At 60.8% G+C, this 23503-nt stretch carries 18 protein-coding genes and 1 pseudogene; 3 read left to right on the top strand and 16 right to left on the bottom strand.

Going from position 1 to position 23503, the window contains the following annotated elements; translation table 11 throughout:
- Positions 1-28: 28 nt before the first annotated feature.
- The 16 genes and pseudogenes from dnaE to rpsB all read right to left on the bottom strand — a co-directional run bounded on the left by dnaE (position 29) and on the right by rpsB (position 18363).
- On the bottom strand, positions 29-3532 hold the full coding sequence (dnaE, locus tag CTT34_RS02870; RefSeq protein WP_159341031.1) for a DNA polymerase III subunit alpha: 3504 nt from the start codon (positions 3530-3532) through the stop codon (positions 29-31).
- 42 nt (positions 3533-3574) lie between these two features.
- Complete coding sequence (rnhB, locus tag CTT34_RS02865) at positions 3575-4192, bottom strand: ribonuclease HII (RefSeq protein ID WP_159341029.1); 618 nt, start codon at positions 4190-4192, stop codon at positions 3575-3577.
- Positions 4182-5357: a lipid-A-disaccharide synthase gene (lpxB, locus tag CTT34_RS02860; RefSeq protein ID WP_159341027.1), complete on the bottom strand. Its 1176-nt coding sequence runs from the start codon at positions 5355-5357 to the stop codon at positions 4182-4184. The genes rnhB and lpxB overlap by 11 nt, the downstream gene beginning before the upstream one ends.
- 28 nt (positions 5358-5385) lie before the next feature.
- Positions 5386-6152, bottom strand: a pseudogene (gene lpxA / locus CTT34_RS02855) (acyl-ACP--UDP-N-acetylglucosamine O-acyltransferase).
- A complete protein-coding gene (gene fabZ, locus CTT34_RS02850; RefSeq protein ID WP_044629712.1) occupies positions 6149-6592 on the bottom strand; it encodes a 3-hydroxyacyl-ACP dehydratase FabZ in 444 nt (147 codons plus the stop codon). Before fabZ ends, lpxA begins: the two are co-directional and overlap by 4 nt.
- Before the next feature lie 135 nt (positions 6593-6727).
- On the bottom strand, positions 6728-7765 hold the full coding sequence (gene lpxD, locus CTT34_RS02845) for a UDP-3-O-(3-hydroxymyristoyl)glucosamine N-acyltransferase (RefSeq protein WP_159341025.1): 1038 nt from the start codon (positions 7763-7765) through the stop codon (positions 6728-6730).
- 51 nt (positions 7766-7816) lie between these two features.
- Positions 7817-8317: an OmpH/Skp family outer membrane protein gene (locus CTT34_RS02840; RefSeq protein WP_159343698.1), complete on the bottom strand. Its 501-nt coding sequence runs from the start codon at positions 8315-8317 to the stop codon at positions 7817-7819.
- Between the two features lie 19 nt (positions 8318-8336).
- The gene (gene bamA / locus CTT34_RS02835) at positions 8337-10688 is read right to left on the bottom strand and encodes an outer membrane protein assembly factor BamA (RefSeq protein WP_368027051.1); all 2352 of its coding nucleotides are present in this window, start codon (positions 10686-10688) and stop codon (positions 8337-8339) included.
- A 100-nt stretch (positions 10689-10788) separates the two neighbouring features.
- On the bottom strand, positions 10789-12147 hold the full coding sequence (rseP, locus tag CTT34_RS02830; protein ID WP_159341023.1) for an RIP metalloprotease RseP: 1359 nt from the start codon (positions 12145-12147) through the stop codon (positions 10789-10791).
- Between the two features lie 43 nt (positions 12148-12190).
- Positions 12191-13387: a 1-deoxy-D-xylulose-5-phosphate reductoisomerase gene (gene ispC, locus CTT34_RS02825; RefSeq protein WP_159341021.1), complete on the bottom strand. Its 1197-nt coding sequence runs from the start codon at positions 13385-13387 to the stop codon at positions 12191-12193.
- On the bottom strand, positions 13384-14205 hold the full coding sequence (locus CTT34_RS02820; RefSeq protein WP_159341014.1) for a phosphatidate cytidylyltransferase: 822 nt from the start codon (positions 14203-14205) through the stop codon (positions 13384-13386). Before CTT34_RS02820 ends, ispC begins: the two co-directional genes overlap by 4 nt.
- The gene (gene uppS / locus CTT34_RS02815) at positions 14198-14983 is read right to left on the bottom strand and encodes a polyprenyl diphosphate synthase (RefSeq protein ID WP_159341012.1); all 786 of its coding nucleotides are present in this window, start codon (positions 14981-14983) and stop codon (positions 14198-14200) included. Before uppS ends, CTT34_RS02820 begins: the two co-directional genes overlap by 8 nt.
- A gap of 88 nt (positions 14984-15071) precedes the next feature.
- A complete protein-coding gene (gene frr / locus CTT34_RS02810) occupies positions 15072-15629 on the bottom strand; it encodes a ribosome recycling factor (protein ID WP_159341010.1) in 558 nt (185 codons plus the stop codon).
- Positions 15630-15633: 4 nt separating this feature from the next.
- Positions 15634-16404 (bottom strand): UMP kinase, encoded by a 771-nt coding sequence (pyrH, locus tag CTT34_RS02805; protein ID WP_139528317.1) that lies wholly within the window; start codon positions 16402-16404, stop codon positions 15634-15636.
- Positions 16405-16526: 122 nt separating this feature from the next.
- Positions 16527-17396 carry a translation elongation factor Ts gene (gene tsf / locus CTT34_RS02800; RefSeq protein WP_159341008.1) on the bottom strand — a complete coding sequence of 290 codons (870 nt, stop codon included), beginning with the start codon at positions 17394-17396 and terminating at the stop codon, positions 16527-16529.
- Between the two features lie 214 nt (positions 17397-17610).
- A complete protein-coding gene (gene rpsB / locus CTT34_RS02795; RefSeq protein ID WP_159341006.1) occupies positions 17611-18363 on the bottom strand; it encodes a 30S ribosomal protein S2 in 753 nt (250 codons plus the stop codon).
- 321 nt (positions 18364-18684) lie between these two features.
- Here rpsB and map point away from each other — a divergent pair, with 321 nt between their 5' ends.
- The 3 genes from map to dapC all read left to right on the top strand — a co-directional run bounded on the left by map (position 18685) and on the right by dapC (position 23470).
- Positions 18685-19476, top strand: a complete 792-nt coding sequence (map, locus tag CTT34_RS02790) for a type I methionyl aminopeptidase (RefSeq protein WP_159341004.1) — start codon at positions 18685-18687, stop codon at positions 19474-19476.
- Positions 19476-22151, top strand: a complete 2676-nt coding sequence (locus CTT34_RS02785) for a [protein-PII] uridylyltransferase (protein WP_159341002.1) — start codon at positions 19476-19478, stop codon at positions 22149-22151. Before map ends, CTT34_RS02785 begins: the two co-directional genes overlap by 1 nt.
- Before the next feature lie 122 nt (positions 22152-22273).
- Positions 22274-23470, top strand: coding sequence for a succinyldiaminopimelate transaminase (dapC, locus tag CTT34_RS02780; RefSeq protein WP_159341000.1), 1197 nt, complete (start codon positions 22274-22276; stop codon positions 23468-23470).
- Positions 23471-23503 lie beyond the last annotated feature (33 nt).

Here is a 23503-nt window from a genome sequence, read left to right as displayed (position 1 = left end):
CGCCCTGGAGCGCTCACACGCGGGGTGATTAACGGTAGCGTAGCTGGACGCCTACCTGCCCTTGCACATCACGCAGCGCAAGCAGCAGATCATCGCTCGGCGCAACCTTCCACTCCTCGGCCAGCTCCAGCCAAGCGACCGCGTCCGGATGGCGGTACTGCAGCCGCACGGGCAGTCCAGTGTCATCCCGAAAGGGCGTCAAACTATCCCGCAGGCTGTCGACCAAGCGGCCATTGATCTGTCCGGCATCCAGCGCTAGCTCGACGGCTTGGCCGTAGCGCACGCGGGCCGTGACCATCGGCGTCACATCTTTACCGCGCAGGCGTAGGCCGCCCGAGAAGTCGTCGCTGGAAACTTCGCCCTCCACGATGATCACTTGATCCGATTCGATTTGGCCGCGTAGCTGCTCGAAAAGTTCGCCGAACAGCGACGCTTCGATACGTCCGGTGCGGTCGTCCAGGGTGATGAATGCCATGGTGTCGCCACGTTTGGACTTCATCGTCCGCATGGCCACCACTAACCCTGCCACCCGCTGCGGCTCCCGAGAAGGCTTTAAATCGCTGATACGCGTGGAGACAAAGCGCTTGAGCTCGCGCTCATACTCATCAATGGGGTGCCCGGTCAGGTAGAGCCCCAGGGTGTCCTTTTCACCAGAGAGCCGCTCACGGTCGGTCCATTCGCGCACATGACGATACTCGGCGTAGACATCGCTGGTCTCTTCCTCGGCAGCAAAGGCATCGCCAAACATGTCCATCATGCCCAGGTTCTGGTTAGCATGATTTTGTGCAGCGGCTTTCAGCGCATCTTCCATCGCCGCGAACAGCACCGCCCGATTGGGCCCCAGATTATCCAACGCGCCAGAGCGTATCAGCGCTTCCAGGGTGCGCTTGTTCATCCGTTTCGGATCGATACGACGGCAGAAGTCGAACAGATCGTTGAACGGCCCGTCGGCCTGACGCGCTTCGACGATGGCACCAATCGGCCCTTCACCGACGCCACGGATCGCCCCCAAGCCGTACACCACCCGGCCGTCGGTATCCACGGTAAACTTGTAGCCACCTACGTTGACATCCGGCGGTGTCACCGTGAGCTTCAAGTGGCGGCACTCTTCGATCAGCGGCACCACTTTGTCCAGGTTATCCATCTCCGTGGACATCACCGCCGCCATGAAGGGGCCTGGGTAGTGCGCCTTCAGCCATGCGGTCTGATACGACACCAGCGCGTAGGCTGCCGAGTGTGATTTGTTGAAGCCGTAACCGGCGAACTTCTCTACCAGGTCGAAGATGTTGCCCGCCAGGTCCTTATCGATGCCGTTGGCCGCGCAGCCTTCCATGAAGCCTGCCCGCTGCTTGGCCATCTCTTCGGGCTTTTTCTTACCCATGGCACGGCGCAGCATGTCGGCTTGGCCAAGGGTGTACCCTGCCATCACCTGAGCGATCTGCATGACCTGCTCTTGGTAGAGAATGATCCCGTAGGTGGGCGTCAGCACCGGTTTCAACAGATCGTGCTGATAATCCGGGTGTGGATAAGAGACTTCCGCCCGGCCATGTTTCCGGTTGATGAAGTCATCCACCATGCCCGACTGCAGCGGACCGGGGCGGAATAGGGCCACCAAGGCGATCATATCGTCCAGCGAGTCCGGCAGCAGGCGCTTGATCAGCTCCTTCATCCCGCGGGATTCGAGCTGGAAGACCGCGGTGGTCTCCGCCCGCTTGAGCATCTCGAAGGTTTTGCCGTCGTCCAGGGGGATGGCGTCGATATTGAGCGGGCCTTGGCCAGCAGCGTCGCGCACTTTGTCCACCATCTCCAGCGCCCAGTCGATGATGGTCAGCGTGCGCAAGCCCAGGAAGTCGAACTTCACCAGCCCGGCGTCTTCGATGTCGTTCTTGTCGAACTGCACCACCAGCCCCGAGCCATCTTCGTCACACAGCAGCGGCGAAAAGTCGGTGAGTTTGGTGGGGGCGATCACCACGCCGCCCGCGTGCTTGCCGGTACCGCGCGTGGTGCCCTCGAGCTTCAGGGCCATTTCCCAGATCTCTTCGGCCTCTTCGTCGTTCTCGATGAACTCCTTGAGGGCTGGCTCTTGCTCGATGGCTTTGGCCAGCGTCATGCCCACTTCAAAAGGAATCAGCTTGGAGAGCTTATCCCCCAGTGAGTAGGGCTTGCCCTGGGCGCGGGCCACGTCGCGCACCACGGCTTTGGCGGCCATGGTGCCGAAGGTGACGATCTGGGAAACCGCGTTCCGGCCATAGCGGTCAGCCACGTACTCGATGACCTTGTCGCGCTTCTCCATGCAGAAATCGACGTCGAAGTCGGGCATGGAGACACGTTCAGGGTTAAGAAAGCGCTCGAACAGCAGATCGTAGCCGATGGGGTCCAGGTCGGTGATTTTTTGCGCATAGGCCACCAGAGACCCCGCACCGGAGCCGCGCCCCGGGCCTACCGGCACGTTGTTGTCCTTGGCCCACTGGATAAAGTCCATCACGATCAGGAAGTAGCCAGGGAACCCCATCTGAATGATAACGTTGAGCTCGAACTCCAGTCGGTCACGGTAGCGCTGGTCGATCTCGCGAAACGCGTCACTGTCTCTCGGGTACTGCTCGGCGGGGAACAGGAAATCGAGCCGCTCCGTCAAACCATCGTGGGAGACCTTGCGAAAGAACTCATCCTGGGTCATGCCTTCAGGAATGCCGAACTCGGGCAGAAAGATCTCTCCCAAGCGCACATCGACGCTGCACCGCTCGGCAATCATCACGCTGTTTTCCAGCGCTTCGGGAATATCGGCAAACAGCGCTGCCATCTCTTCCGGGCTTTTGAGGTACTGCTCTTCGGTGTAGCGGCGCTCGCGGCGCGGGTCGTCCAGCGCCTTCCCCTCACCAATGGCAACGCGGGTTTCGTGGGCCCAGAAGTCTTCACGCTCTAGAAAGCGCACGTCGTTGGTGGCGACGACGGGCGTGCCGGTGTCGATCGCCAGTTGAACGCTGGCGTGTACGCACGCCTCTTCCAGAGGTCGGCCGGTGCGGATGAGTTCCAGGTAGAAGCGGTCGGGAAACGCCTGCTGCCACTCTTCCAGCAGTTGGCGCGCTTCCCGCTCGTGCTCGGAGAGCAGATGGCGGCCAATCTCGCCTTCGCGCCCGCCCGACAGGGCAATCAACCCCTCGCTTTGCGCCAGCACCCACTGTTTATCGAGGATTGCCCGCCCCTGGCGCTGGCCATCGGTCCAGCCCTTGGAGATCAGCTCGGTCAGGTTTCGATAGCCCACATCGTTCATCGCTAGCAGCGTGATGCGGTACGGGTGGGCATCGTCGTGGGGATTTGAGAGCCAGAGATCGCTGCCAATGATCGGCTTCAACCCGGCGCCCTGAGCGGCTTTGTAGAATTTGACCAAACCAAACAGGTTGGCTTCGTCGGTGAGCGCCAGCGCCGGCATCCCGCGCTCAGCGGTCGTGCTGACCAGTGACTTGAGTTTGACCAAGCCATCGACCAGAGAGTATTCACTGTGCAAACGAAGATGAACGAACGGAACCGTCATGGGACTCTCAGTATTGAACGCTTAACAAAATGAAGTGTGCGACTACAGCAGCGCTAACTGGCGCTGTACGGGCGCGAAGCTTTTGCGGTGCTCGGCCAGTGCACCGTGGGCTTCCAGCGCCGCCAGGTGCTCTTTGGTGGGGTACCCTTTGTGGCGGGCAAACCCGTATTCAGGATAGCGCAGATCCAGTTCGGCCATTTGTGCATCCCGCGCCACCTTGGCCAGAATCGAGGCGGCGGCAATCGCGGGGTGGCGGGCGTCGCCCTTCACCACGGCCTGGCCCGGCAGCGCGTGCCCCGGCAGGCGGTTGCCATCCACCAGCAGGTATTCGGCCTGGGGAAGCAGCGCATCCACCGCGCGGCGCATGGCCAGATGCGTCGCATGATAGATATTGAGCGAGTCGACCTCTTCAGCGCTCGCCTCCGCCACTGCAAACGCCAGCGCACGCTCGCGAATGAGCACATCCAACGACTCACGCCTGCGGGCAGTGAGCTTCTTGGAGTCGGTTAAGCCGTCGATAGGTGCCTTGGGGTCCAGAATCACGGCGGCGGCTACCACGCTCCCCACCAGCGGCCCACGGCCGACCTCATCGACCCCCGCCAGAAAATCCCCCGCATACTCCACCACGAGCGGCGGAAAGTCGGCTGGTTTAGCCGCCATCCGGTTTAGCCTCCAGCGGCTCGCCTGCAACCAAGGCGGTAATCGCCTGCGCGGCGCGCTCGCTGGCCGTGCGCTGCAGCGTGGCATGCATCGCGGCAAAGCGTGCCTCCAGAGCGTGACGCGTCTCGGCATCGCTAAGTAGCTGGCTTATCTGCTCGGCAATCGCCTCCGGCGTGGCCGCGTGCTGAATCAGCTCAGGCACCACGCTCTCCTGGGCAATCAAATTGGGTAGTGAGATCCACTGGGTTTTCACCAGCCGTTTGGCGAGCCAATGGGTCGCGGGCGCCATTTTGTACGCCACCAGCATGGCGCGATGGCAGAGCATGGCTTCTAGCGCCGCCGTACCGGAGGTCAGCAGTACCGCATCGCTGGCGACCATCGCCTCGCGGGCTTGGCCCTCCAGCAGCGTGACCCGCTGGGCCAACGCGGGGTAGCCTGCCAGCAGCTCGCCAAGCTCGGTATAGCGCTGGGCGGTGGCCGCAGGTATCACCACCTGCAACCCCGTGTGGCGCTGGCACAGCAGCGTCACCACATCCAAGAAGGTGGCACCCATGAAGCGGATTTCGTTCCGCCGGGAGCCGGGCAGCAACGCTAGAACCGGTGCGTCCGCGTTCAACCCTAGCGTACGGCGGGCCACGGCACGGTCATTCTCCAGCGGCAACTCGTCGGCAAGCGGATGGCCTACGAAGGCGACCGGCACTCGGTGGCGATGATAGAAGTCCGCCTCGAAGGGCAGCAGCGTGAGCATGGCATCCACGGCGCTGGCGATCTTCTTCACCCGCCCCTGCCGCCACGCCCATACCGAGGGGCTCACGTAGTGGGCCGTCGTGACGCCAGCGGCACGCAGCTGCTTCTCCAGCCCAATGTTGAAGTCCGGTGCATCGATACCGATCATGACGTCCGGCTGCCAGGCCAGCGCCTCTTCGCGCAGGGTGCGACGCACGCGAACCAGTTCTGGCAGGTGCTTGAGCACCTCGACCAACCCCATCACCGAGAGGGTTTCGAGGGGGAAACGGCTCTTCAGGCCTTGGGCCTCCATACGGGGACCGCCCATACCGCGAAACTCCACCTGGGGGTGACGGGCGCGCAGCGCCTGCATCAATCCCGCACCGAGGATATCGCCAGAGAGTTCGCCTGCCACAAGGTATACGCGCTGCAGTGTCATAGTGACGGGAGAGCCGGTTAGAAAAAGGTTAGCGAACGATACCGCGAGTCGAACGCTCGATAGAGTCGGCAAACAGCGCGACTTCCGGTAGATCGAAACGGCTGCGCATTTCACTAACCGCTTGTTCGACGGTCAAGCCTTGGCGATACACCAGCTTGTAAGCAGAGGTTAGCGCGGCGATCGCTTCGCGACTAAACCCGCGGCGTTTCAAGCCGACGAGGTTCAGCCCGCGCGCTTCTGCCGGATTACCGTTGATCATCACGTAGGCCGGAGTGTCCTTGGTGATGATCGAGCCCCCCCCGCCATGGCATGGTCGCCAAAATGGCAGAATTGGTGCACGGCGGCCAGGCCACCCAAAATGGCATGATCGCCCAGCGTCACGTGGCCCGCCAGCGTCACCTGGTTGGCAAGAATACAGTCGTTGCCAATGACGCAGTCATGGCCCACGTGTACGTAGGCCATGAACAGGTTACGGGAGCCGATGGTGGTTTCGCTTCGGTCTTGCACGGTGCCGCGATGCAGCGTTACGCCCTCGCGAATCACGTTGTCGTCACCCATCACTAGGCGCGTCGGTTCACCTGCGTACTTCTTGTCCTGGCAGTCTTCGCCCACCGAGGCAAACTGAAAGATACGCGTGCGCTCTCCCAACACCGTGGGGCCTTTTATCACCACATGGGGGCCGATGACCGAGCCTGCGCCAATCGTGACGTCAGGCCCAATCACGCTGAACGGGCCAACCTCAACGTCATCAGCAAGCCGTGCCGCTGGGTCGACCAAAGCAGTAGGATGTATCAAGCCACCTTCCTCTCGGCACAAATGATTTCTGCTTCGCAGGCCAGCTCGCCGTCTACCGTGGCACGGCAGGCAAACTTCCAGATACCGCGCTTGCCGCGAATCACGTTCGCCTCCAGCGTCAGTTGATCACCCGGCATGACAGGACGCTTGAAGCGGACATTGTCGCTGCCTACGAGGTAGTATACATAGCCGTCGGCCGGCAGCTTATTGACCGTTTTGAACCCTAGGATACCGCATACCTGAGCCAGCGCTTCAACGACCAGTACACCGGGCATGATGGGGTGGTGAGGAAAATGGCCGTTGAAGAACGGCTCATTGATGCTCACGTTTTTGTACGCAACGATGGTTTCGCCCACGGTTAACTGCGTGACTCGATCCACCAGCAAGAACGGATAGCGGTGGGGCAAGTATTCGCGAATTTCGTTGATATCCATAACCATCGTAACGACCTCTAAAATGACAAAAGGCCTGAGCAGTATCAGGCGCGCACCAGTAATCCTACTGGTAAAAAGGCAGTGGATTATAACCTGCTGCTATGAAGCCTCAAGCCACTCCCTCAGGAAATCCTTCTTTCTTCACGATTCTCGCTGGCTTTTTTCCACCCGCGCCAAGCGCTTGGCAATATCGTCGAGCTGCTTGAAGCGCACCGCATTTTTTCGCCACTGGGTGTTGCTCATGGCGCCGGTACCCGACGAGTACACCCCCGGCTCGTGAATCGAATTGGTGACCAAACTCATGCCCGTGACCTGAACGCCATCGCAAATGGTCAGGTGGCCCGACAGCCCGACACCGCCGCCCAGCATACAGTGCTTGCCCACTTTGGTAGAGCCGGCGATGCCAACACAGCCTGCCAGCGCGCTGTGGTCACCAATGGTGACGTTGTGCGCAATCTGGACTTGGCTGTCGATTTTGACATCGTTACCAATCACCGTATCCCCCAGCGCGCCCCGGTCGATGCTGGAGCAGCTGCCGACTTCCACGTCATCGCCAAGCACCACGCCACCCAGTTGCGCAATCTTGTGCCAGCCTGCCCCATCGTGAGCAAAGCCGAAGCCGTCACCGCCAATCACACAGCCGCTTTGCAGGATGACGCGCTTGCCCATCACGACGCCGTGGCACACGGTGACATTGGCGTGCAGCCGCGTGTCGTCGCCAATCACGCAGTCCGCGCCGATCACGCTGCCTGCCCCGACGACCACGCGATCTCCCAGCACGACGCCAGACTCGATCACCGCATTCGCTTGCACACAGACACCATCGCCCAGCGTGACGCCATCGGCGACGACGGCAGAGGGGTGAATGCCCGGCACGTCTCGCGCCGGTAACGGATCGAACAATTGCGACAGCTTGGCGTAACCCAAGTAAGGGTTTTCCATCTCCAAGCGTGGCACCGGGCAGTTCTTGCCATGCTCTGGATGCAGCAGAACGGCCGCCGCCTTCGTCGTGGCTAAGTCTTTCAAGTAGGCGCGATTGGCTAGAAAAGCGACCTGATCCGACGCTGCTTCCTTGAGCGTTGCCAAACCGCGGATTGGCTGATTGGCGTCGCCTTCGAAATCAACGTCGAGATGACGTGCGATGTCCGCAAGGGTGAGGTAGTGAGAAGCGTGCGTCATGGGAGCCCAAGGAAGCAGTGGTGCGGCTAAGCCGCACCGAGGGTCATAAAATTAGTTCAGCGAATCGAAAATCTGAGTGACTTCGTTCGTCACGTTGGGCAGGTCCGTCGAGGAGTGCAGTACGCCTTGCGGCTCCACTAGCACGTCGATGTTGTGACGCTCCAGCACCTGCTCTACTGCTTGCTCCAGCTTGTCTTCGGCCCCTTGCAGGAACTGCTGCTCGGAAGCCTGCTGTGCCTGCAGCACTTCACGGCGCAGCTGTTCGAAGCGGCCGCCCTTCTCCTGCAGTTCAGCAATCAGCGACTCGCGCTCGGATTGCGACATGGTCTCGCCTTCCTGCTGAAGGCGCGTCTGGAGTTGCTGCAGCTCGCCACCCAGCGCTTCGGCTTCGCGCTGCTGGCTGCCGATCTGCCCTTCGAGCTGGCTCAGCGAGGATTGGGCCGACTGAGTATTCATCAGTGCCGCACGCCAATCCAACACCGCGACTTCAGCGGCGTAGGCCGGGAGGGTCATCGCCCCCAATAGACACACAGCAGCGGTCAGTTTACGCATCATGGTGATACTCCTTAAATTAGAACGTTTGACCCAGCGAGAACTGGAAGAACTGTGTATCGTCACCACTTTCGTCATTCAGCGGCTCAGCCACGCTGAACGTCAGCGGGCCCACCGGCGTCAGCCACGAAAGACCCACACCCACGCTGTAGCGCAAGTCGCCTAGATCCACGCCGGAGCTGCACTGCTGGCGTCCTGCATCGGCGTCGAGCACGTCGTAGCACGAGCTCAAGAAGGTGTTACCGGCATCTAAGAACAGCGAAGGCTGCACCGAGCGCTGGTTCTCTACGAACGGCATCGGGAAGAGCACTTCGGCGGAGCCTTCTACCAGTACGTTACCGCCCAAGGTGCGGTCACGGCCACCCTCACGGGCGGGCGTGGTGCGCTCACCCAAGGTGTTGGAGGTAAAACCACGCACCGAGCCCAGGCCGCCTGCGTAGAAGTTTTCGTAGAACGGGTAGGGGTCGTTGCTGCCCAGCGTATCGGCGTAGCCCAGATTGCCGCTGAACTTCAGCGCCCAGGTTTCGTCATCGTTAAACGGGAAGAGCTGCTGTGCGCGGGCCTGGAGTTTGTAGTACTCCGCATCGCTACCCGGCACGCCGGTTTCCAACGAGACGCGCTGGTAGTTACCGGCGGTCGGCATGATGCCGCGGTTCAGGTTGTTGCGTGTCCAGCTCGCGGTCAGCTTGAGGCTTTGTGCGTTTTCGCCCTGATCTTCCACATAGCGGCGGATTTCAGAGGCGGTGTCGAAGTAGGTCTTCACCGTGACGTCTTCGACACTGGCACCAAAGTTCAGACGCGACAGCTCGCTGATGGGGTAGCCGAAGTTGATACCGGCACCGTAGGCATCGGTCGAGAAGGTCGAGATATCGGAGTCCGCATAGTCGGTTTCGCGGTAGAACACGTTGTACCCGCGAGAGATGCCGTCCAGCGTCCAGTAAGGATCGGTGAAGGCAAAATTGACGCTGGTGAAGGTATCACTGCGCTGGGCGCCGACGTTGACGCGGTTACCGGTGCCGAGGAAGTTGTTTTGAGCCAGACCGACCCCGTAGATCACGCCCGCGCTCTGCGAAAAGCCGACGCTGGCAGAGACCGAACCTGAAGGCTGCTCTTCCACGTTATAGGTCACGTCCAGCAGATCGGGCTCACCCGGCACCGGCTGCGTGTCGACTTCCACTTGGCTAAAGAAGCCCAAACGCTCCAGACGCTGACGCGACTGAGTGATCGACTCCGTCGATGCCGGGGCACCTTCGAGCTGGATCATCTCACGACGCAGCACTTCGTCTTGGGTCGTGGTGTTGCCGTAGAACTCGATACGACGCACGTAAGCGCGCTGACCTGGATTCACGGCGATCACGAGATCGACCGTTTCGCCGTCATCGGCCACTTCAGGAATGCCCTGCACCTCGGCAAAGGCGAAGCCTTCCGCGCCCAGGCGCTGGCGCAGCGCTTCCGTCGAGGCGTTGACATCGCCACGGGAGAAGATATCGCCGCTGTTGATTTCGAGCAGGTTGCGGGCTTCGTTTTCGCTGATCTGCAGATCGCCGGCAAAGCGGATATCGCCTACGCGGTACTGACCGCCTTCATCGATATTGAGGGTGATGAAGATGTCGGACTTCTCGGGGCCAATCGATACCTGGGTCGACGTGACGTCAAAGTTGACGTAGCCACGGTCCAGATAGAATGACCGTAGACGCTCGATATCGCCAGAAAGCGCTTCCCGAGAGTATTCGTCGTTGGAGAACCAGCCGAAGATGCGCCCTGGGCGGTCGTTCAACTCGAAAATGTCCCGCAGGGTTTCATCGTCGAAATCCTGGTTGCCGACGATGTTGATCTGACGAATCTTGGCGACTTCGCCTTCATTGATATCGATGTTGACCTGTACGCGGCCTTCATCGATCTCCTCGACGTCCACATTGATACCAGCGCTATAGCGCCCCTGGGCTTGATACACGCCCTCGAGTTCACGCTCGATCTCGTCGAGGGTGGAGAGCTGTAGCACTTGGCCTTCCGACAGGCCCGATTCGCGCAGGCCGTTGCGCAGATCTTCATCGGAGATCTGGTCATTGCCTTCGATGTTCAAGCGCGCAATGGTAGGCCGCTCGACCACTTGGATCACCAGCACGTCGCCTTCCCGGGCCAACGAGACGTCTTCAAACAGTCCGGTCGCGAACAGGTCCCGTGCGGCGGCGGCGAGCTGCTGCTCGTCGACGCGGTCGTTCGCGCTCACGGGAAACGCATTAAAGACCGAGGCGGCGGAAACCCGCTGCAGTCCTTCCACACGAATGTCTGAAACATCAAAGGATTGTGCTTGGGCGCCGCTGGCGCCTACCAGCAAGAGTGCCGCCATTCCAAGGGTCTTGATTTTCATGCAGTCAGTTCGCTCGCGTTGGTCTGCCCGTCGGTTAAGACAGGCACCATATACATTTGTGCAGGCAGATGACAAGGCATCCTGCGCGCTACACGCGTTATTACCACAGGCGCATCAAATCGAAATAGAGCGCCATCAACATCAGGGTGCCGACCATGGCTAACCCGATGCGTAGCCCTATCGCTTGTGTTTGCTCAGAAACCGGCCGCCCACGTAATACCTCGACGAAATAGTAAAGCAGATGACCGCCATCGAGCACGGGGATGGGCAGCAAATTCAGCACCCCTAAACTGATCGAAAGATACGCGAGAAAGCCCACGAAGGCTTCTACCCCCGCGCGCGCCGAATCGCCGGAAATTTGTGCGATGGTGATCGGCCCGGACAAGTTGGACGGGGAGATCAGCCCTACCAACATCTTACGGATCGCATCCACCGTCAGCAGAACCATCTCACCGGTGCGTGACAGCGCTTGCCCGACGGCCTCGATCGGCCCGTAGCGAATCTCGCGCTGCAGCGACTCAGGCCAGCTAAACGGCTCTGCACCGGCTCCAATGTACCCAACCTCGTCACCACTCTCCAGCGTATTACGTCCTGGGGTGAGCGAAAGCGTGCCCTGCTCCCCATCACGCTGGTACCCAACGCGCAGGGTCTCGCCAGCGCTATCGCGAATCACCGCGACAAATTGCATCCAGTCGTCGATGGGTTCACCGTTGAGCGAGACGATACGATCACCGGCTCGAAGCCCGGCCGCCTCGGCCGCCTGTCCTTCGACGACCTGACCAAGCACCGCCGGCACGTTAGGCTGCCAAGGAGAGAAGCCCAGCGTTTGCAGTGGCTGCGGTGGGTCTTGGCGCACCATGTAATCATCGACCGGCAGCTGATAGCCGCGCGTCGCACTTGCTCCCTCCGGCATGGCCTCGATGGTGAGGTCGCCGCTGAAACCGATCATGGACACCAGTTTCAGGTTGATCTCCTCCCAGGAGCGCATCGACTCGCCCTGAATGGCGGTGATCTCACTTCCCTGTTCCAAGCCAGCCTGAGCAGCGGGCGAGTTCGGCGTGATCTCGCCTACGAGGGGGGCCACGGTCGTCGTGCCCGCCACGAACAGCGCCCAGTAGGCGACGATGGCGAGTAGGAAGTTGGCAATGGGGCCTGCGGCGACGATCGCAATGCGCTGCCACACGGTCTTGCGGTTGAAGGCGTGATGTAACTGATCGTCTGGCACCGGCGCTTCGCGCTCGTCTAGCATCTTGACGTAGCCGCCCAGCGGAATGGCCGCCACCGCAAACTCGGTGCCGTGGCGATCCACCGTCGACCACAGCGGCTTACCAAACCCTACCGAAAACCGCAGCACTTTGACGCCACAGCGACGCGCCACCCAGAAGTGACCAAACTCATGAAAGGTCACTAGCAGTCCCAACACGACGATGACGGCTAAGATATTCTGTATCAGGCCCACTTTTCGCTCCTTTCCACGACGCGCTGCTCAGCGTTGACTGAGACTAAGCGGTTAACTGACGTAAGGTGAGTGCCGCTTGCTCGCGCGCCCAGCGATCCGCCGCCAGCACTCGCTCCAGCGAATCGGCTTGACCGGGATACGCCAGCCCCATGACCGTTGCGACCAGCTCTGGAATCGCCCCGAACGTGATGTGCCCCGCCAAGAAGGCCTCGACGGCCACTTCGTTGGCCGCGTTCAACACCGCCGGGGCCGCGCCACCGGCCTGCATGGCCTCCCGGGCCAAGCGCAGACAGGGAAAGCGTGTCTCGTCAGGGGCTTCGAAATCGAGCCGGGCGACTTGGAACAGATCGAGCGTTTCCACGCCGGCGTCGATCCGTTCAGGCCAAGCCAAGCCATAGGCGATGGGCGTTCGCATGTCGGGATTCCCCAACTGGGCGATCACCGACCCATCGTCGTAGGCCGCCATGGAGTGAATGACGCTCTGCGGATGGACGACCACCTGAATCTGCTCGGGCGTGGCATCGAACAGCCAACATGCTTCGATGAGTTCGAGGCCTTTGTTCATCAGCGACGCGCTATCCACCGAGATCTTGCGACCCATGGACCAGTTGGGATGCGCACAGGCTTGATCGGGCGTGGCACTGGCGATCTGCTCCGCCGACCAGCCACGGAATGGCCCACCGGAGGCCGTCAACAGCAGCTGCCGCACACCGTGCTTGGCTAACCCGCCACGATGCTCGCTGGGTAGACACTGGTAGATGGCATTATGTTCAGAATCGATCGGCAGCAGCGTGGCCCCAGAGCGCGCGACGGCATCCATGAACAGCGCACCGCTCATCACCAGCGCTTCTTTGTTGGCCAGCAGGACGCGCTTGCCCGCCTCGGCGGCCGCCAGTGAGGGCAGCAGCCCCGCCGCCCCAACGATCGCTGCCATCACGGTATCGACCTCTGCCGCCCGCGCAACCTCGCACAGCGCCTCCTGTCCAGCCAGCGCCGTTGTCCTGACACCTGCGCGGCGCAGCGCTTGCTGCAACCACTGGGCATCGGCATCGGTATCCAGCACGGCAAACTGCGGTGAGTGCGCGATGCACTGGTCGAGCAACGCCTCTTTCGACGTATGCGCCGTCAGCGCATGCACACGGTAACGGTCGGGGTGGCGGGCGATGACGTCCAGGGTGCTTTTACCGATGGAGCCGGTCGCACCGAGCACGGTGACCGACTGAACTGAGACGTGACTCATAGCGCGCTCACCTGAAGTGACAGTACCTGCAGATAGAACAGCGCGAAGATGGGAATAGCTGCGGTCAGGCTATCGATACGGTCCAACACACCACCGTGGCCCGGCAGTAGCTGGCTGGAGTCTTTGATATTGCGGTAGCGCTTCAACATGCTCTCAAACAGATCCCCTAGCACGGAGGTCAGCGTCACCACGGCAGTAATCACCACCAGCGCTACCCCGCCCATGGGTCCAAGAGGCTGCCAAAGCGCAAAGAGCATCGCCAGCAGCGTCGTGGCGGCCAACCCGCCGTAGACGCCTTCCCAGGATTTTCCCGGGCTCACCCGTGGGGCCAGCTTGTGCTTGCCCCAGCGACGGCCGGCAAAATAGGCGCCGATATCGGCCGTCCAGACCAGCAGTAGCACGAACAGCAGCCACACCGCACCGCTATCGCGCAGCACGTTGAAACCCACCCAGCACGGCAGTAACACCCAAACGCCCATCAGCAGGCGGCGCGACGTGGTGTGCCACTGCTGGCTGCTGTGGGGGTACTGGGTCACCCAGTAGAGATTGAGTAGCCAACCGGCAGCAGCGAGCCACAGCGGCCACACCGCATACGCCGCGCCGCCGAGCCATAAAAGCGCCAGCAGCACCGCCATTCCCGCGACCAGTGCCAGCCGGATACGCGAAGCGCCTACGCCCGCCAGGTTGGTCCATTCCCAGGTACCTAACAGCACGATCAGCGCTGTAAACAGCGCAAAGGCACCTCCCTGTAAGCCGAACAGACCGATCAGCGTCACAGGCGCCAACCAGGCTGCGGTGATCATCCGCTGTTTAAGCACCTTGCGCCTCTATTTGTTCGTCGGTCATTCCAAAGCGGCGACGTCGTAAGCAGAAATCGTCGAGTGCTTGGTCGAAGGCCGCCCCATCGAAATCTGGCCATAATAAGGGCGAAAAATGCAGTTCGGCATAGGCCAATTGCCAGAGCATGAAGTTCGAGAGCCGCTGCTCGCCGCTGGTACGGATACATAGATCCACCGGCGGTACTTGGTCGGTGTTCATGGCCGCATCCAAGCGTGCTTCGTCGATGGCCTCGGGCGCCAGCTCTCCGGCGGCCACCTGCTCGGCAAGCTGGCGGGCGGCACGGGCGATGTCCCACTGGCCGCCGTAGTTCGCGGCAATCACCAGATGCATGCCGGTATTCTCGGCGGTCAGCGCTTCGGCGCGCTGGATATGCTTTTGAATCGCATGGGAAAAGCCACGCTGCTCGCCAATAATCGACAGGCGGATATTGCGCTCGTTGAGCTTTTTGACTTCGCGCTTGAGCGCCATCAAAAACAGCTCCATGAGCGCGTTCACCTCAGCGGCGGGACGCTTCCAGTTCTCGCTGGAGAACGCGAACAGGCTCAGCGTCGGGACGCCTCGCTCTGTCGCGCGCTCGATCACTGCGCGCACGGCTTCGACACCGGCGCGGTGACCGCGCACACCCGACAGCCCACGTGCCCGCGCCCAGCGGTTGTTACCATCCATAATGATAGCAACATGGGACGGCAGCGCTTCCTCGGATCGAGAAAGCGTCGTGCCGCCCGGCTGCTCTTGGGGAAGCTGCGGAGACGTCATGGGTTCTCGCACCAAAGATCAGTCATAAGTAAGCCAAGCGATGGCCCACGAGCGGCCAAGCCGCCCGTGGCAGAGTGAACGCAGGGGGTTATACCTGCATGAGATCCTGTTCTTTTGCGGCCAGCGCCTTGTCGATCTCAGCGATATATTTGTCGGTCAGCTTCTGGATCTCGTCTTCGCCCTGACGCTGATCGTCTTCGGTGATCTCTTTGTCCTTGAGCAAGGATTTGAAGTCACCGTTGGCATCACGACGCACGTTACGCACGGCCACACGCGCCGTTTCCGCTTCGCTACGCGCCTGCTTGATGTAGCCTTTACGGGTCTCTTCGGTCAGCATCGGCATCGGTACACGAATCACGTTACCAGCGCTGGACGGGTTCAGACCCAGGTCAGAGGTCATGATCGCTTTTTCGATTTTCGGCACCATTCCCTGCTCCCAAGGAGCCACGGTCAAGGTACGCGCATCTTCAACGTTCACAGACGCCACTTGGTTCAGCGGCACTTGACCACCGTAATACTCGACGGTCACGGCATCCAGGATGCTAGGGTGAGCACGGCCCGTGCGGATCTTGTTGAAGTTGCTGTGCAGCGCCTCAACGCTCTTCTTCATGCGAGACTCTGCATCTTTCTTGATGTCGTTGATCACGTTGTTACCCTCTGTCTATCAGCGTGCCTTCCTTGCCTCCAACCACGAGGTTAAGCAGGGCACCAGGCTTGTTCATATCAAATACCCGCACCGGCATATTATGGTCACGTACCAGGCAGATTGCGGTCAAATCCATTACGCCCAGCTTCTGGTCCAGAGCGTCGTCATAGGAGAGCTGGTCGTATTTTACGGCGTCGGGGTGCTTCACCGGGTCCTTATTGTACACGCCATCCACCTTGGTGGCCTTGATGACGACGTCGACATCCACTTCGATGCCGCGCAAACAGGCCGCAGAGTCCGTGGTGAAGAACGGGTTTCCGGTGCCCGCAGAGAACAGCACCACGTCGCCCGACGTTAAATAGCGGATGGCAGTGCGGCGGTCGTAATGCTCCACCACACCACTCATGGGAATCGCTGACATCACGCGGGAGCGAATGTTGGAGCGCTCCAGCGCATCGCGCATGGCGAGCGCATTCATCACCGTTGCCAGCATTCCCATGTGGTCACCCGTGACCCGATCCATACCGGCCTCGTTGAGCGCCGCGCCACGGAACAGGTTACCGCCACCGATCACGATACCGACCTGTACACCAATTCCCACCAGCTGGCCGATCTCCAGCGCCATGCGATCCAATACCTTCGGATCGATACCAAAATCGTGCTCACCCATCAGCGCTTCGCCCGACAGCTTCAGCAAAATACGCTTGTACTTCGACTTCGACTTGTCGATTTTGGTGGCAGCAGTGGGGGTAGACTCTTGAACATCACGTGACATGGCATCTCTCCTGAGGCAGACCTGGGCACAGGTGGGCGAGGCAGCGCCTGTATTTCACAGGGGCCGGATACACGAAGGCGTGCGCTCGCGCGCACGCCATCTTCTTGCTGGAACCTCTGACCTTAGCGACGGCCAGCCTGTTCCATGACTTCTTTAGCGAAGTCGACTTCTTCTTTCTCGATGCCTTCGCCCACTTCAAAGCGAGTGAAGCTGACCACTTCGCCACCGGCTGCTTTGACGAACTCAGCAACGGATTGGTTCGGGTCTTTGACGAACGGCTGTTCGGTCAGGCTGTTCTCGGCCAGGTACTTCTTCAGGCGGCCTTGAACCATCTTCTCAGCGATCTGCTCAGGCTTACCGGCCATGTCCGGCTGGGCCAGGATGATCGCTTTCTCTTTGTCCAGCTGCTCTTGCGGCATCTCTTCTGGATGGGCAACGGCCGGGTTGATCGCCGCAACGTGCATGGCAACGTCTTTGGCTGCTTCGCTGGTGCCGCCTTTCAGGACGGTCAGAACGCCAATGCGGCCGCCGTGAACGTATTCGCCCACCAGACCACCGTCAACGGCATCGACGACAACGGCACGACGTACGCCGATGTTTTCGCCGATTTTCTGAACCAGCTGCTCACGAGCGGACTCAAGGTCACCCGCCATCACCGCGGCCACGTCTTCGTTCTTCGCCGCAAAGAACGCATCCGCGATCTTGTTGGAGAAGTCGATGAAGTTGTCGTCACGGGCAACGAAATCGGTCTCAGAGTTGATTTCGACCATGACGCCGTAGCTGCCATCGTCTGCTACGCGAGTAACGACCGCACCTTCAGCAGCGGTACGACACGCTTTCTTCGCGGCTTTAAGACCAGAGCTTTTACGCAGGTTTTCGATCGCGACTTCGATGTCACCGTCGGCTTCGGTGAGTGCTTTTTTACACTCCATCATGCCAAGACCGGTACGTTCGCGCAGTTCCTTCACCTGAGAGGCGCTGATAGCTGCCATGAGATTTCACCTCGGAAATGGTTCTAACTGAGAGTTAAACGCGCTACAGAGTATAAGCACGATAAATGACCGTTGCGTATCACTGTGCAGAGCGCTTGCCGGCATTGATCCGGCGTGATCGGCCCGCCAGGGCGAACCCAAAGCGGGAAAAAGGGGGCATAAGGCCCCCTCTTAACACGATGCGGCTCAACCTGCCCGCCGCACCCCTGTCGCCTTACTCGGCGGCAGCGTTTGTGTCGGCAGAAGCGGCTTCTTCTTCAGTCACTTCGACGAACTCGTCCGGACGACCTTCTTTCGCACGGCCACACGCGTCGGCAATCGCCTTCACGTAGATCTGGATGGCACGAATGGAGTCATCGTTACCCGGGATCACGTAATCAACGCCATCCGGGTTGGAGTTGGTATCTACCACGCCAATGACCGGGATACCCAGCTTGTTGGCTTCGTTGATCGCGATGCGCTCGTGGTCAACGTCGATAACGAACAGTGCGTCCGGCAGGCCGCCCATGTTCTTGATACCGCCGATAGAACGCTCAAGCTTCTCTTGCTCACGCGTTGCCATCAAGACTTCTTTCTTGGTCAGCTTCTCGAAGGTGCCGTCTTCGCGCATGACTTCCAGGTCACGCAGACGCTTGATGGACTGACGAATGGTCTTGAAGTTGGTCAGCATGCCGCCCAACCAGCGATGGTTGACGAACGGCTGGCCAACGCGATTCGCTTCTTCTTTGATGATCTTGCTAGCGCTGCGCTTGGTGCCAACAAACAGAATTTTGTTGTTGGATGCCGCCATCTTCTCGACCACGTCGATCGCTTCGTTCAGCGCCGGCAGGGTGTGCTCGAGGTTGATGATGTGAATCTTGTTGCGCGCGCCGAAGATGAATTTACCCATCTTCGGATTCCAGTACTTGGTTTGGTGACCGAAGTGAGCACCTGCTTTCAGCAGGTCACGCATATTGACGTGAGACATGGTAAAACTCCTGAAACTCGGGTTAGGCCTCCACGCACCCCATGGATCCGACCAGTAGCGTCGTCGAACGTCGCTAAAGGCACCCGGGACCATGTGCCGGTGCATGTGTGTTTTCAAGGCTTGCTGTTGTGCAACCCAGCGGTGCTGCGTTGCGATCTCGTTGCCCTTTCGCGCCGCGCCAGCCAGTAAAGAAGCATTGGATGGCGATTGCAGGAAAGCGCGCGGCTTTATACCATAGATCATTGCCAAGATGAAGCCGCAGGCGCGTTTCAACGCGCAATTGGCCGCTCATCACTTACCCAGAAGCCACATCGAGAATTCATGAACGTTCCCATCAAGACGCCTTCTGAAATCGAGAAAATGCGCGAAGCCGGTCGCCAGGCGGCCAGCGTTATCGAAATGATCACGCCCCACGTCAAAGCGGGCATCAGCACCGGCGAGATCGACCGCCTGTGCCACGAGTACATCGTTAACGAGCTGGGCTCGACGCCGGCACCGCTGAACTACCACGGCTTTCCCAAAGCAACCTGTACCTCCATCAACCATGTGGTGTGCCACGGCATCCCCGATGACGCCAAAAAGCTCAAAAACGGCGACATCATGAACCTGGACATCACCGTGCGCACGCCCGATGGCTACCACGGTGACTCCAGCGTGATGTTCGTGGTGGGCGACACCATTCAGGGCGAACGCCTGTGCCGCATCACCCAAGAGTGCCTGTATAAAAGCATCGAGCTGGTCAAGCCTGGCGTGCGCCTTTCTGAGCTTGCCCGTGTGATTCAGCAGCACGCCGAAGCCCATGGTTACTCGGTGGTACGTGATTTCTGCGGCCACGGCATTGGTGCCGACTTTCACGAAGACCCGCAGTTTCTGCACTACGACGGCTACGCCCCCGATGCCGACATCCGCCTGGAAGCGGGCATGTGCTTCACCATCGAGCCGATGATCAACGTGGGCGGTTACAAAACCAAGGTACTGCGCGATGGCTGGACCGCCGTCACGAAAGATCGCAGCCTATCGGCCCAGTGGGAGCACACCCTGCTCGTCACCGACACCGGCGTTGACGTGCTGACGGCACGCAGCGACGAAGACTTTAGCTTCCTGAATCGCTGATGCTTCTTCACCACTACCGGTTCGAGCCGGACACGTCGCTTTACGATCTCGATCTGTTTCGCACCGAGCTTGCCGGGTCACGCTCTCCCATCGCCCCCTTCAAAGCGGCTTTACGGGACATTCAGGCACGGCTGGACGAGCAGTTTCGTGCCGGTGCCGATATCCGCGACCTAGTCCGCGGCCGGGCGTGGTATCTCGACCAGCTTCTCGCTATTGCCTGGGCCCAGCACGCCTGGCCCGACGACGGCGTCGCGCTGGTAGCGGTGGGAGGCTACGGGCGTGGTGAACTGCATCCCCACTCGGACATCGACCTCCTCCTACTGCTCGAACACGACGACGACACCCCCTACCGAGAGCCGCTGAGCGCTTTTATCACCTTTCTCTGGGATATCGGCCTGGAGATCGGCCACAGCGTGCGCTCACTCAACGACTGCGAACGGGAAGCCGACGCGGATGTGACAGTGATCACCAACCTGCTGGAGTCGCGCCTCATCGCCGGGCCGGAGAGCCTGCGCGAGAAAATGCGCGAACGCTTGAGCACGCCGAACCTGTGGCCCGCCGACCGCTTTTTCGAGGCCAAGTGGCAGGAGCAGATCGCCCGCCACTACCGCTACAACAACTCCGAGTACCACCTGGAGCCCAACCTCAAAAGCTCCCCCGGCGGCCTGCGCGATATCCAGATGATTGGCTGGGTGGCCAAGCGCCATTTTGGCACCGAGCAGTACACCGACATCGTCGCCAACGGCTTCATGAACGACGCCGAGCTGCGCATTCTCAGCCAGGGCCAGGCGTTTCTCTGGCAGGTGCGTTACGCCCTGCACATGCTCACAGGCCGGGCCGAAGATCGGCTGCTGTTCGATCACCAGCGCACCATTGCCGAGATGTTCGGCTTCAAGGACACTCCCGAACGGCTCGCCGTCGAGCAGTTCATGAAGCGTTACTATCGCCATGTAACGGCCCTTGCCGGGCTCAACGACATGCTGCTGCAGCACTTTGACGAAGTGATTCTGCGCGGCAAGGAGTCACTAGAAACCGTCAAGCTCAACGAGCGCTTCGAAACCAAGGGCGGCTATATCCAGGTACGTTCGCGCAACCTCTTTCGCGAGCGCCCCGCGGCCATGCTGGAACTCTTCCTGCTGATGGCCAAGCACCCGGAGATCGAGGGGGTTCGCGCCGACACCATTCGGCTGATTCGTGACCATCGCCATCAAATCGACGATCACTACCGGGAAGACCCGCGCCACCAGCGACTCTTCATGGCCATCATGCGGGCACCGGGGAACGTTCCTCGCCAGCTGCGACGCATGAACCGCTACGGCATTCTCGGCAAGTACCTGCCGGAGTTTGGTCGCGCCGTGGGGCTGATGCAGCACGACCTGTTCCATATCTACACGGTCGATGCCCATACCCTGCGCCTACTGAAATTCCTGCACGGTTTCCGCAAGCCAGAGGCCAAGGGCGACTTCCCCGTGGCAGCGACGCTCATCCACCAGTTACCCAAGCTGGACCTGCTGTGGATTGCGGGCCTGTTCCACGACATCGGCAAAGGCCGTGGCGGCGACCACTCCGAAATCGGCGCGCGGGATGTCGAGCAGTTCTGCCATCGCCACCACATTTCCCAGCACGACACCAACCTAGTGAGCTGGCTGGTGGAGCATCATCTGCTGATGTCGATGACTGCCCAGAAGCGTGATATCAGCGACCCCGACGTAATCCGCGACTTCGCACTGATCGTGCGCGACGAGACCCGCCTGGACTACCTCTACGTGCTCACCGTCGCTGACATCAACGCCACCAACCCCACCCTATGGAACGGCTGGCGGGCATCTCTATTGCGCCAGCTCCACGCCGAAACCAAACGCGCTTTGCGGCGCGGGCTAAAAAACCCGCCGGATCGCGACGACTGGGTGCGCGAAACCCGCACTGAGGCACGCTCGCTGCTACAAACGGTGGGCGTCGATAGTGGCCAAATCGACCAGCTGTGGGAGTCGCTGGGGGAAGATTACTTCCTGCAGTACGCGCCCAGCGAGATCGTCTGGCAGACACAAGGCATTCTGGCGCACCAGCCCTCGCCGCTGCCGCTGGTGTTGATCAGCGCGCCCACCGCCGACATGGCCGAAGGCGGCACCAAAGTGTTCATTCACACCCGCTCGGTGGATGACTTGTTCGCCGCCACCGCCGCCGCCATGGAACAGCTCGGGCTCTCGATTCACGATGCGCGCATTGCCACGTCGCACAACGACTGGACGCTCAACACCTTCATCGTGCTGGATAGCCACGGTCAGCCGATTCGCGACGCGGAGCGCATCGAAGAGATGCGCAGCCACCTGGTAGAAGAGCTGGACGACCCAGACGACTACCCCGAGATCGTCACACGACACACGCCGCGCCAGCTCAAACACTTCAAAGTGCCAACCGAAGTGGTGATCGAACAGGACCCGGCCAACGAGCGTACCCTGCTGGAACTGACCGCCCCCGACCGCCCCGGCCTGCTGGCTCGGGTAGGGCGCATCTTCATGGAGCAGGATATTGCCCTCTCGGCCGCCAAGATCGCCACGTTGGGCGAGCGGGTAGAGGACGTGTTCTTCATTACCACCAAGGCAGGCGAGCCGCTCACCGACCCCGAACGCCAGCAGCAGCTTCGCGAACGGCTGATAGAAGTGCTAGGCGTCTAAACCATAAAGTCGCCCTGCCCTGGTGGTTAGGTTTGAGCCTGCCCCAGGGCTTGCCTATAATCGGCGGTTCGATAAATGGTTTTGCCTACCGCTCCCGCCCTTACGCTCTCAACGGACGCGCCATGAACCCTGATCTCAACGCCCTACACCCCTATCCGTTTGAAAAGCTGGCCGCCCTCAAAGCGACACTCACGCCCCCGGCGGGACTGACGCATATTCCGCTGACGATCGGCGAACCTCAGCACGCCCCCTATCAAGGCGCGCTGGACGCTCTCATTGCCCACCAGCTCGACATGGCCCGCTATCCGGCCACCAACGGCCTGCCCGCGCTACGCGAGACGATCGCCGCCTGGGCGACCCAGCGCTTTGGCCTCGCGGGGCTGGACGCCGAACGCCAAATACTGCCGGTGAACGGCACTCGCGAAGCGATCTTCGCCTTCGTGCAGGCCGCGCTGGATCGCACGCGCCCCGCCAAGGTGGCCGTGCCCAATCCGTTCTACCAAATTTACGAAGGCGCGACGCTACTGGCAGGCGGCCAGCCGCTCTACCTGGACTGCACCGCCGAAAACGGCTTCCGCCCCGATTTTTCAGCGGTCAGCGCCGACACTTGGCGCGACGTGCAGATCGTGTTTATCTGCTCGCCGGGCAACCCGACCGGGGCCGTCACGCCGCTGGCCGAGTTCAAACAGCTGATTGCCCTGGCCGATGAGCACGACTTCATCATCGCCTCCGACGAGTGCTACTCCGAGCTTTACCTAGACGAGAACACGCCGCCGCCCGGGCTTTTACAGGCCTGCGCCGAGCTTGGCCGCGATGACTACCGCCGCTGCGTGGTCTTCCACTCGCTCTCCAAGCGCTCCAACCTACCGGGCCTACGCTCCGGCTTCGTGGCGGGCGATGCGGGCCTACTCGCCCCTTTCAAGCGCTACCGCACCTATCATGGCTGCGCCATGTCGCTGCCGCTGCAGCACGCGTCCATCGCAGCCTGGCAGGACGAAACCCACGTGCGCGCCAACCGCGACGCCTACCGGGAAAAGTTCAGCGCGGTGACGGAAGTACTCGCCCCGGTGATGGACTTCCCCACCCCCGAAGCGAGCTTCTACCTCTGGCCTGCGGTACCGGGCGGCGACGATATCGCCTTTACCCAGCGGCTATTCAGCGAACAACACGTGAGCGTGCTTCCCGGCAGTTTAATGGGCCGCCCAGGCCACAACGGCCATAATCCTGGCGCGGGTCGGCTACGCTTAGCCTTAGTGGCGGAGCTTGAGCCGACCTTGGAAGCGGCCACGCGCCTTCGCCAACTTATCGAGCGCGGCTAGTCCGCGCCGCCTAAGACGACGACAGGAGGCTCT

This window comes from Halomonas meridiana (assembly GCF_009846525.1).
GTDB lineage: Bacteria > Pseudomonadota > Gammaproteobacteria > Pseudomonadales > Halomonadaceae > Vreelandella.
This window is presented reverse-complemented; position numbering and strand designations above follow the sequence as displayed.

What these genes read in the sequence shown, in the direction of transcription:
- map (WP_159341004.1), top strand. Translation starts at nt 18,685, where the DNA reads ATGAACGTTCCCATCAAGACGCCTTCTGAAATCGAGAAAATGCGCGAA.
- CTT34_RS02840 (WP_159343698.1), bottom strand. Translation starts at nt 8,317, where the DNA reads ATGCGTAAACTGACCGCTGCTGTGTGTCTATTGGGGGCGATGACCCTC.
- uppS (WP_159341012.1), bottom strand. Translation starts at nt 14,983, where the DNA reads ATGACGTCTCCGCAGCTTCCCCAAGAGCAGCCGGGCGGCACGACGCTT.
- lpxB (WP_159341027.1), bottom strand. Translation starts at nt 5,357, where the DNA reads ATGACACTGCAGCGCGTATACCTTGTGGCAGGCGAACTCTCTGGCGAT.
- fabZ (WP_044629712.1), bottom strand. Translation starts at nt 6,592, where the DNA reads ATGGTTATGGATATCAACGAAATTCGCGAATACTTGCCCCACCGCTAT.
- CTT34_RS02785 (WP_159341002.1), top strand. Translation starts at nt 19,476, where the DNA reads ATGCTTCTTCACCACTACCGGTTCGAGCCGGACACGTCGCTTTACGAT.
- lpxD (WP_159341025.1), bottom strand. Translation starts at nt 7,765, where the DNA reads ATGACGCACGCTTCTCACTACCTCACCCTTGCGGACATCGCACGTCAT.
- ispC (WP_159341021.1), bottom strand. Translation starts at nt 13,387, where the DNA reads ATGAGTCACGTCTCAGTTCAGTCGGTCACCGTGCTCGGTGCGACCGGC.
- dnaE (WP_159341031.1), bottom strand. Translation starts at nt 3,532, where the DNA reads ATGACGGTTCCGTTCGTTCATCTTCGTTTGCACAGTGAATACTCTCTG.
- rpsB (WP_159341006.1), bottom strand. Translation starts at nt 18,363, where the DNA reads ATGTCTCACGTCAATATGCGTGACCTGCTGAAAGCAGGTGCTCACTTC.
- rnhB (WP_159341029.1), bottom strand. Translation starts at nt 4,192, where the DNA reads ATGGCGGCTAAACCAGCCGACTTTCCGCCGCTCGTGGTGGAGTATGCG.
- bamA (WP_368027051.1), bottom strand. Translation starts at nt 10,688, where the DNA reads ATGAAAATCAAGACCCTTGGAATGGCGGCACTCTTGCTGGTAGGCGCC.
- tsf (WP_159341008.1), bottom strand. Translation starts at nt 17,396, where the DNA reads ATGGCAGCTATCAGCGCCTCTCAGGTGAAGGAACTGCGCGAACGTACC.
- dapC (WP_159341000.1), top strand. Translation starts at nt 22,274, where the DNA reads ATGAACCCTGATCTCAACGCCCTACACCCCTATCCGTTTGAAAAGCTG.
- pyrH (WP_139528317.1), bottom strand. Translation starts at nt 16,404, where the DNA reads ATGTCACGTGATGTTCAAGAGTCTACCCCCACTGCTGCCACCAAAATC.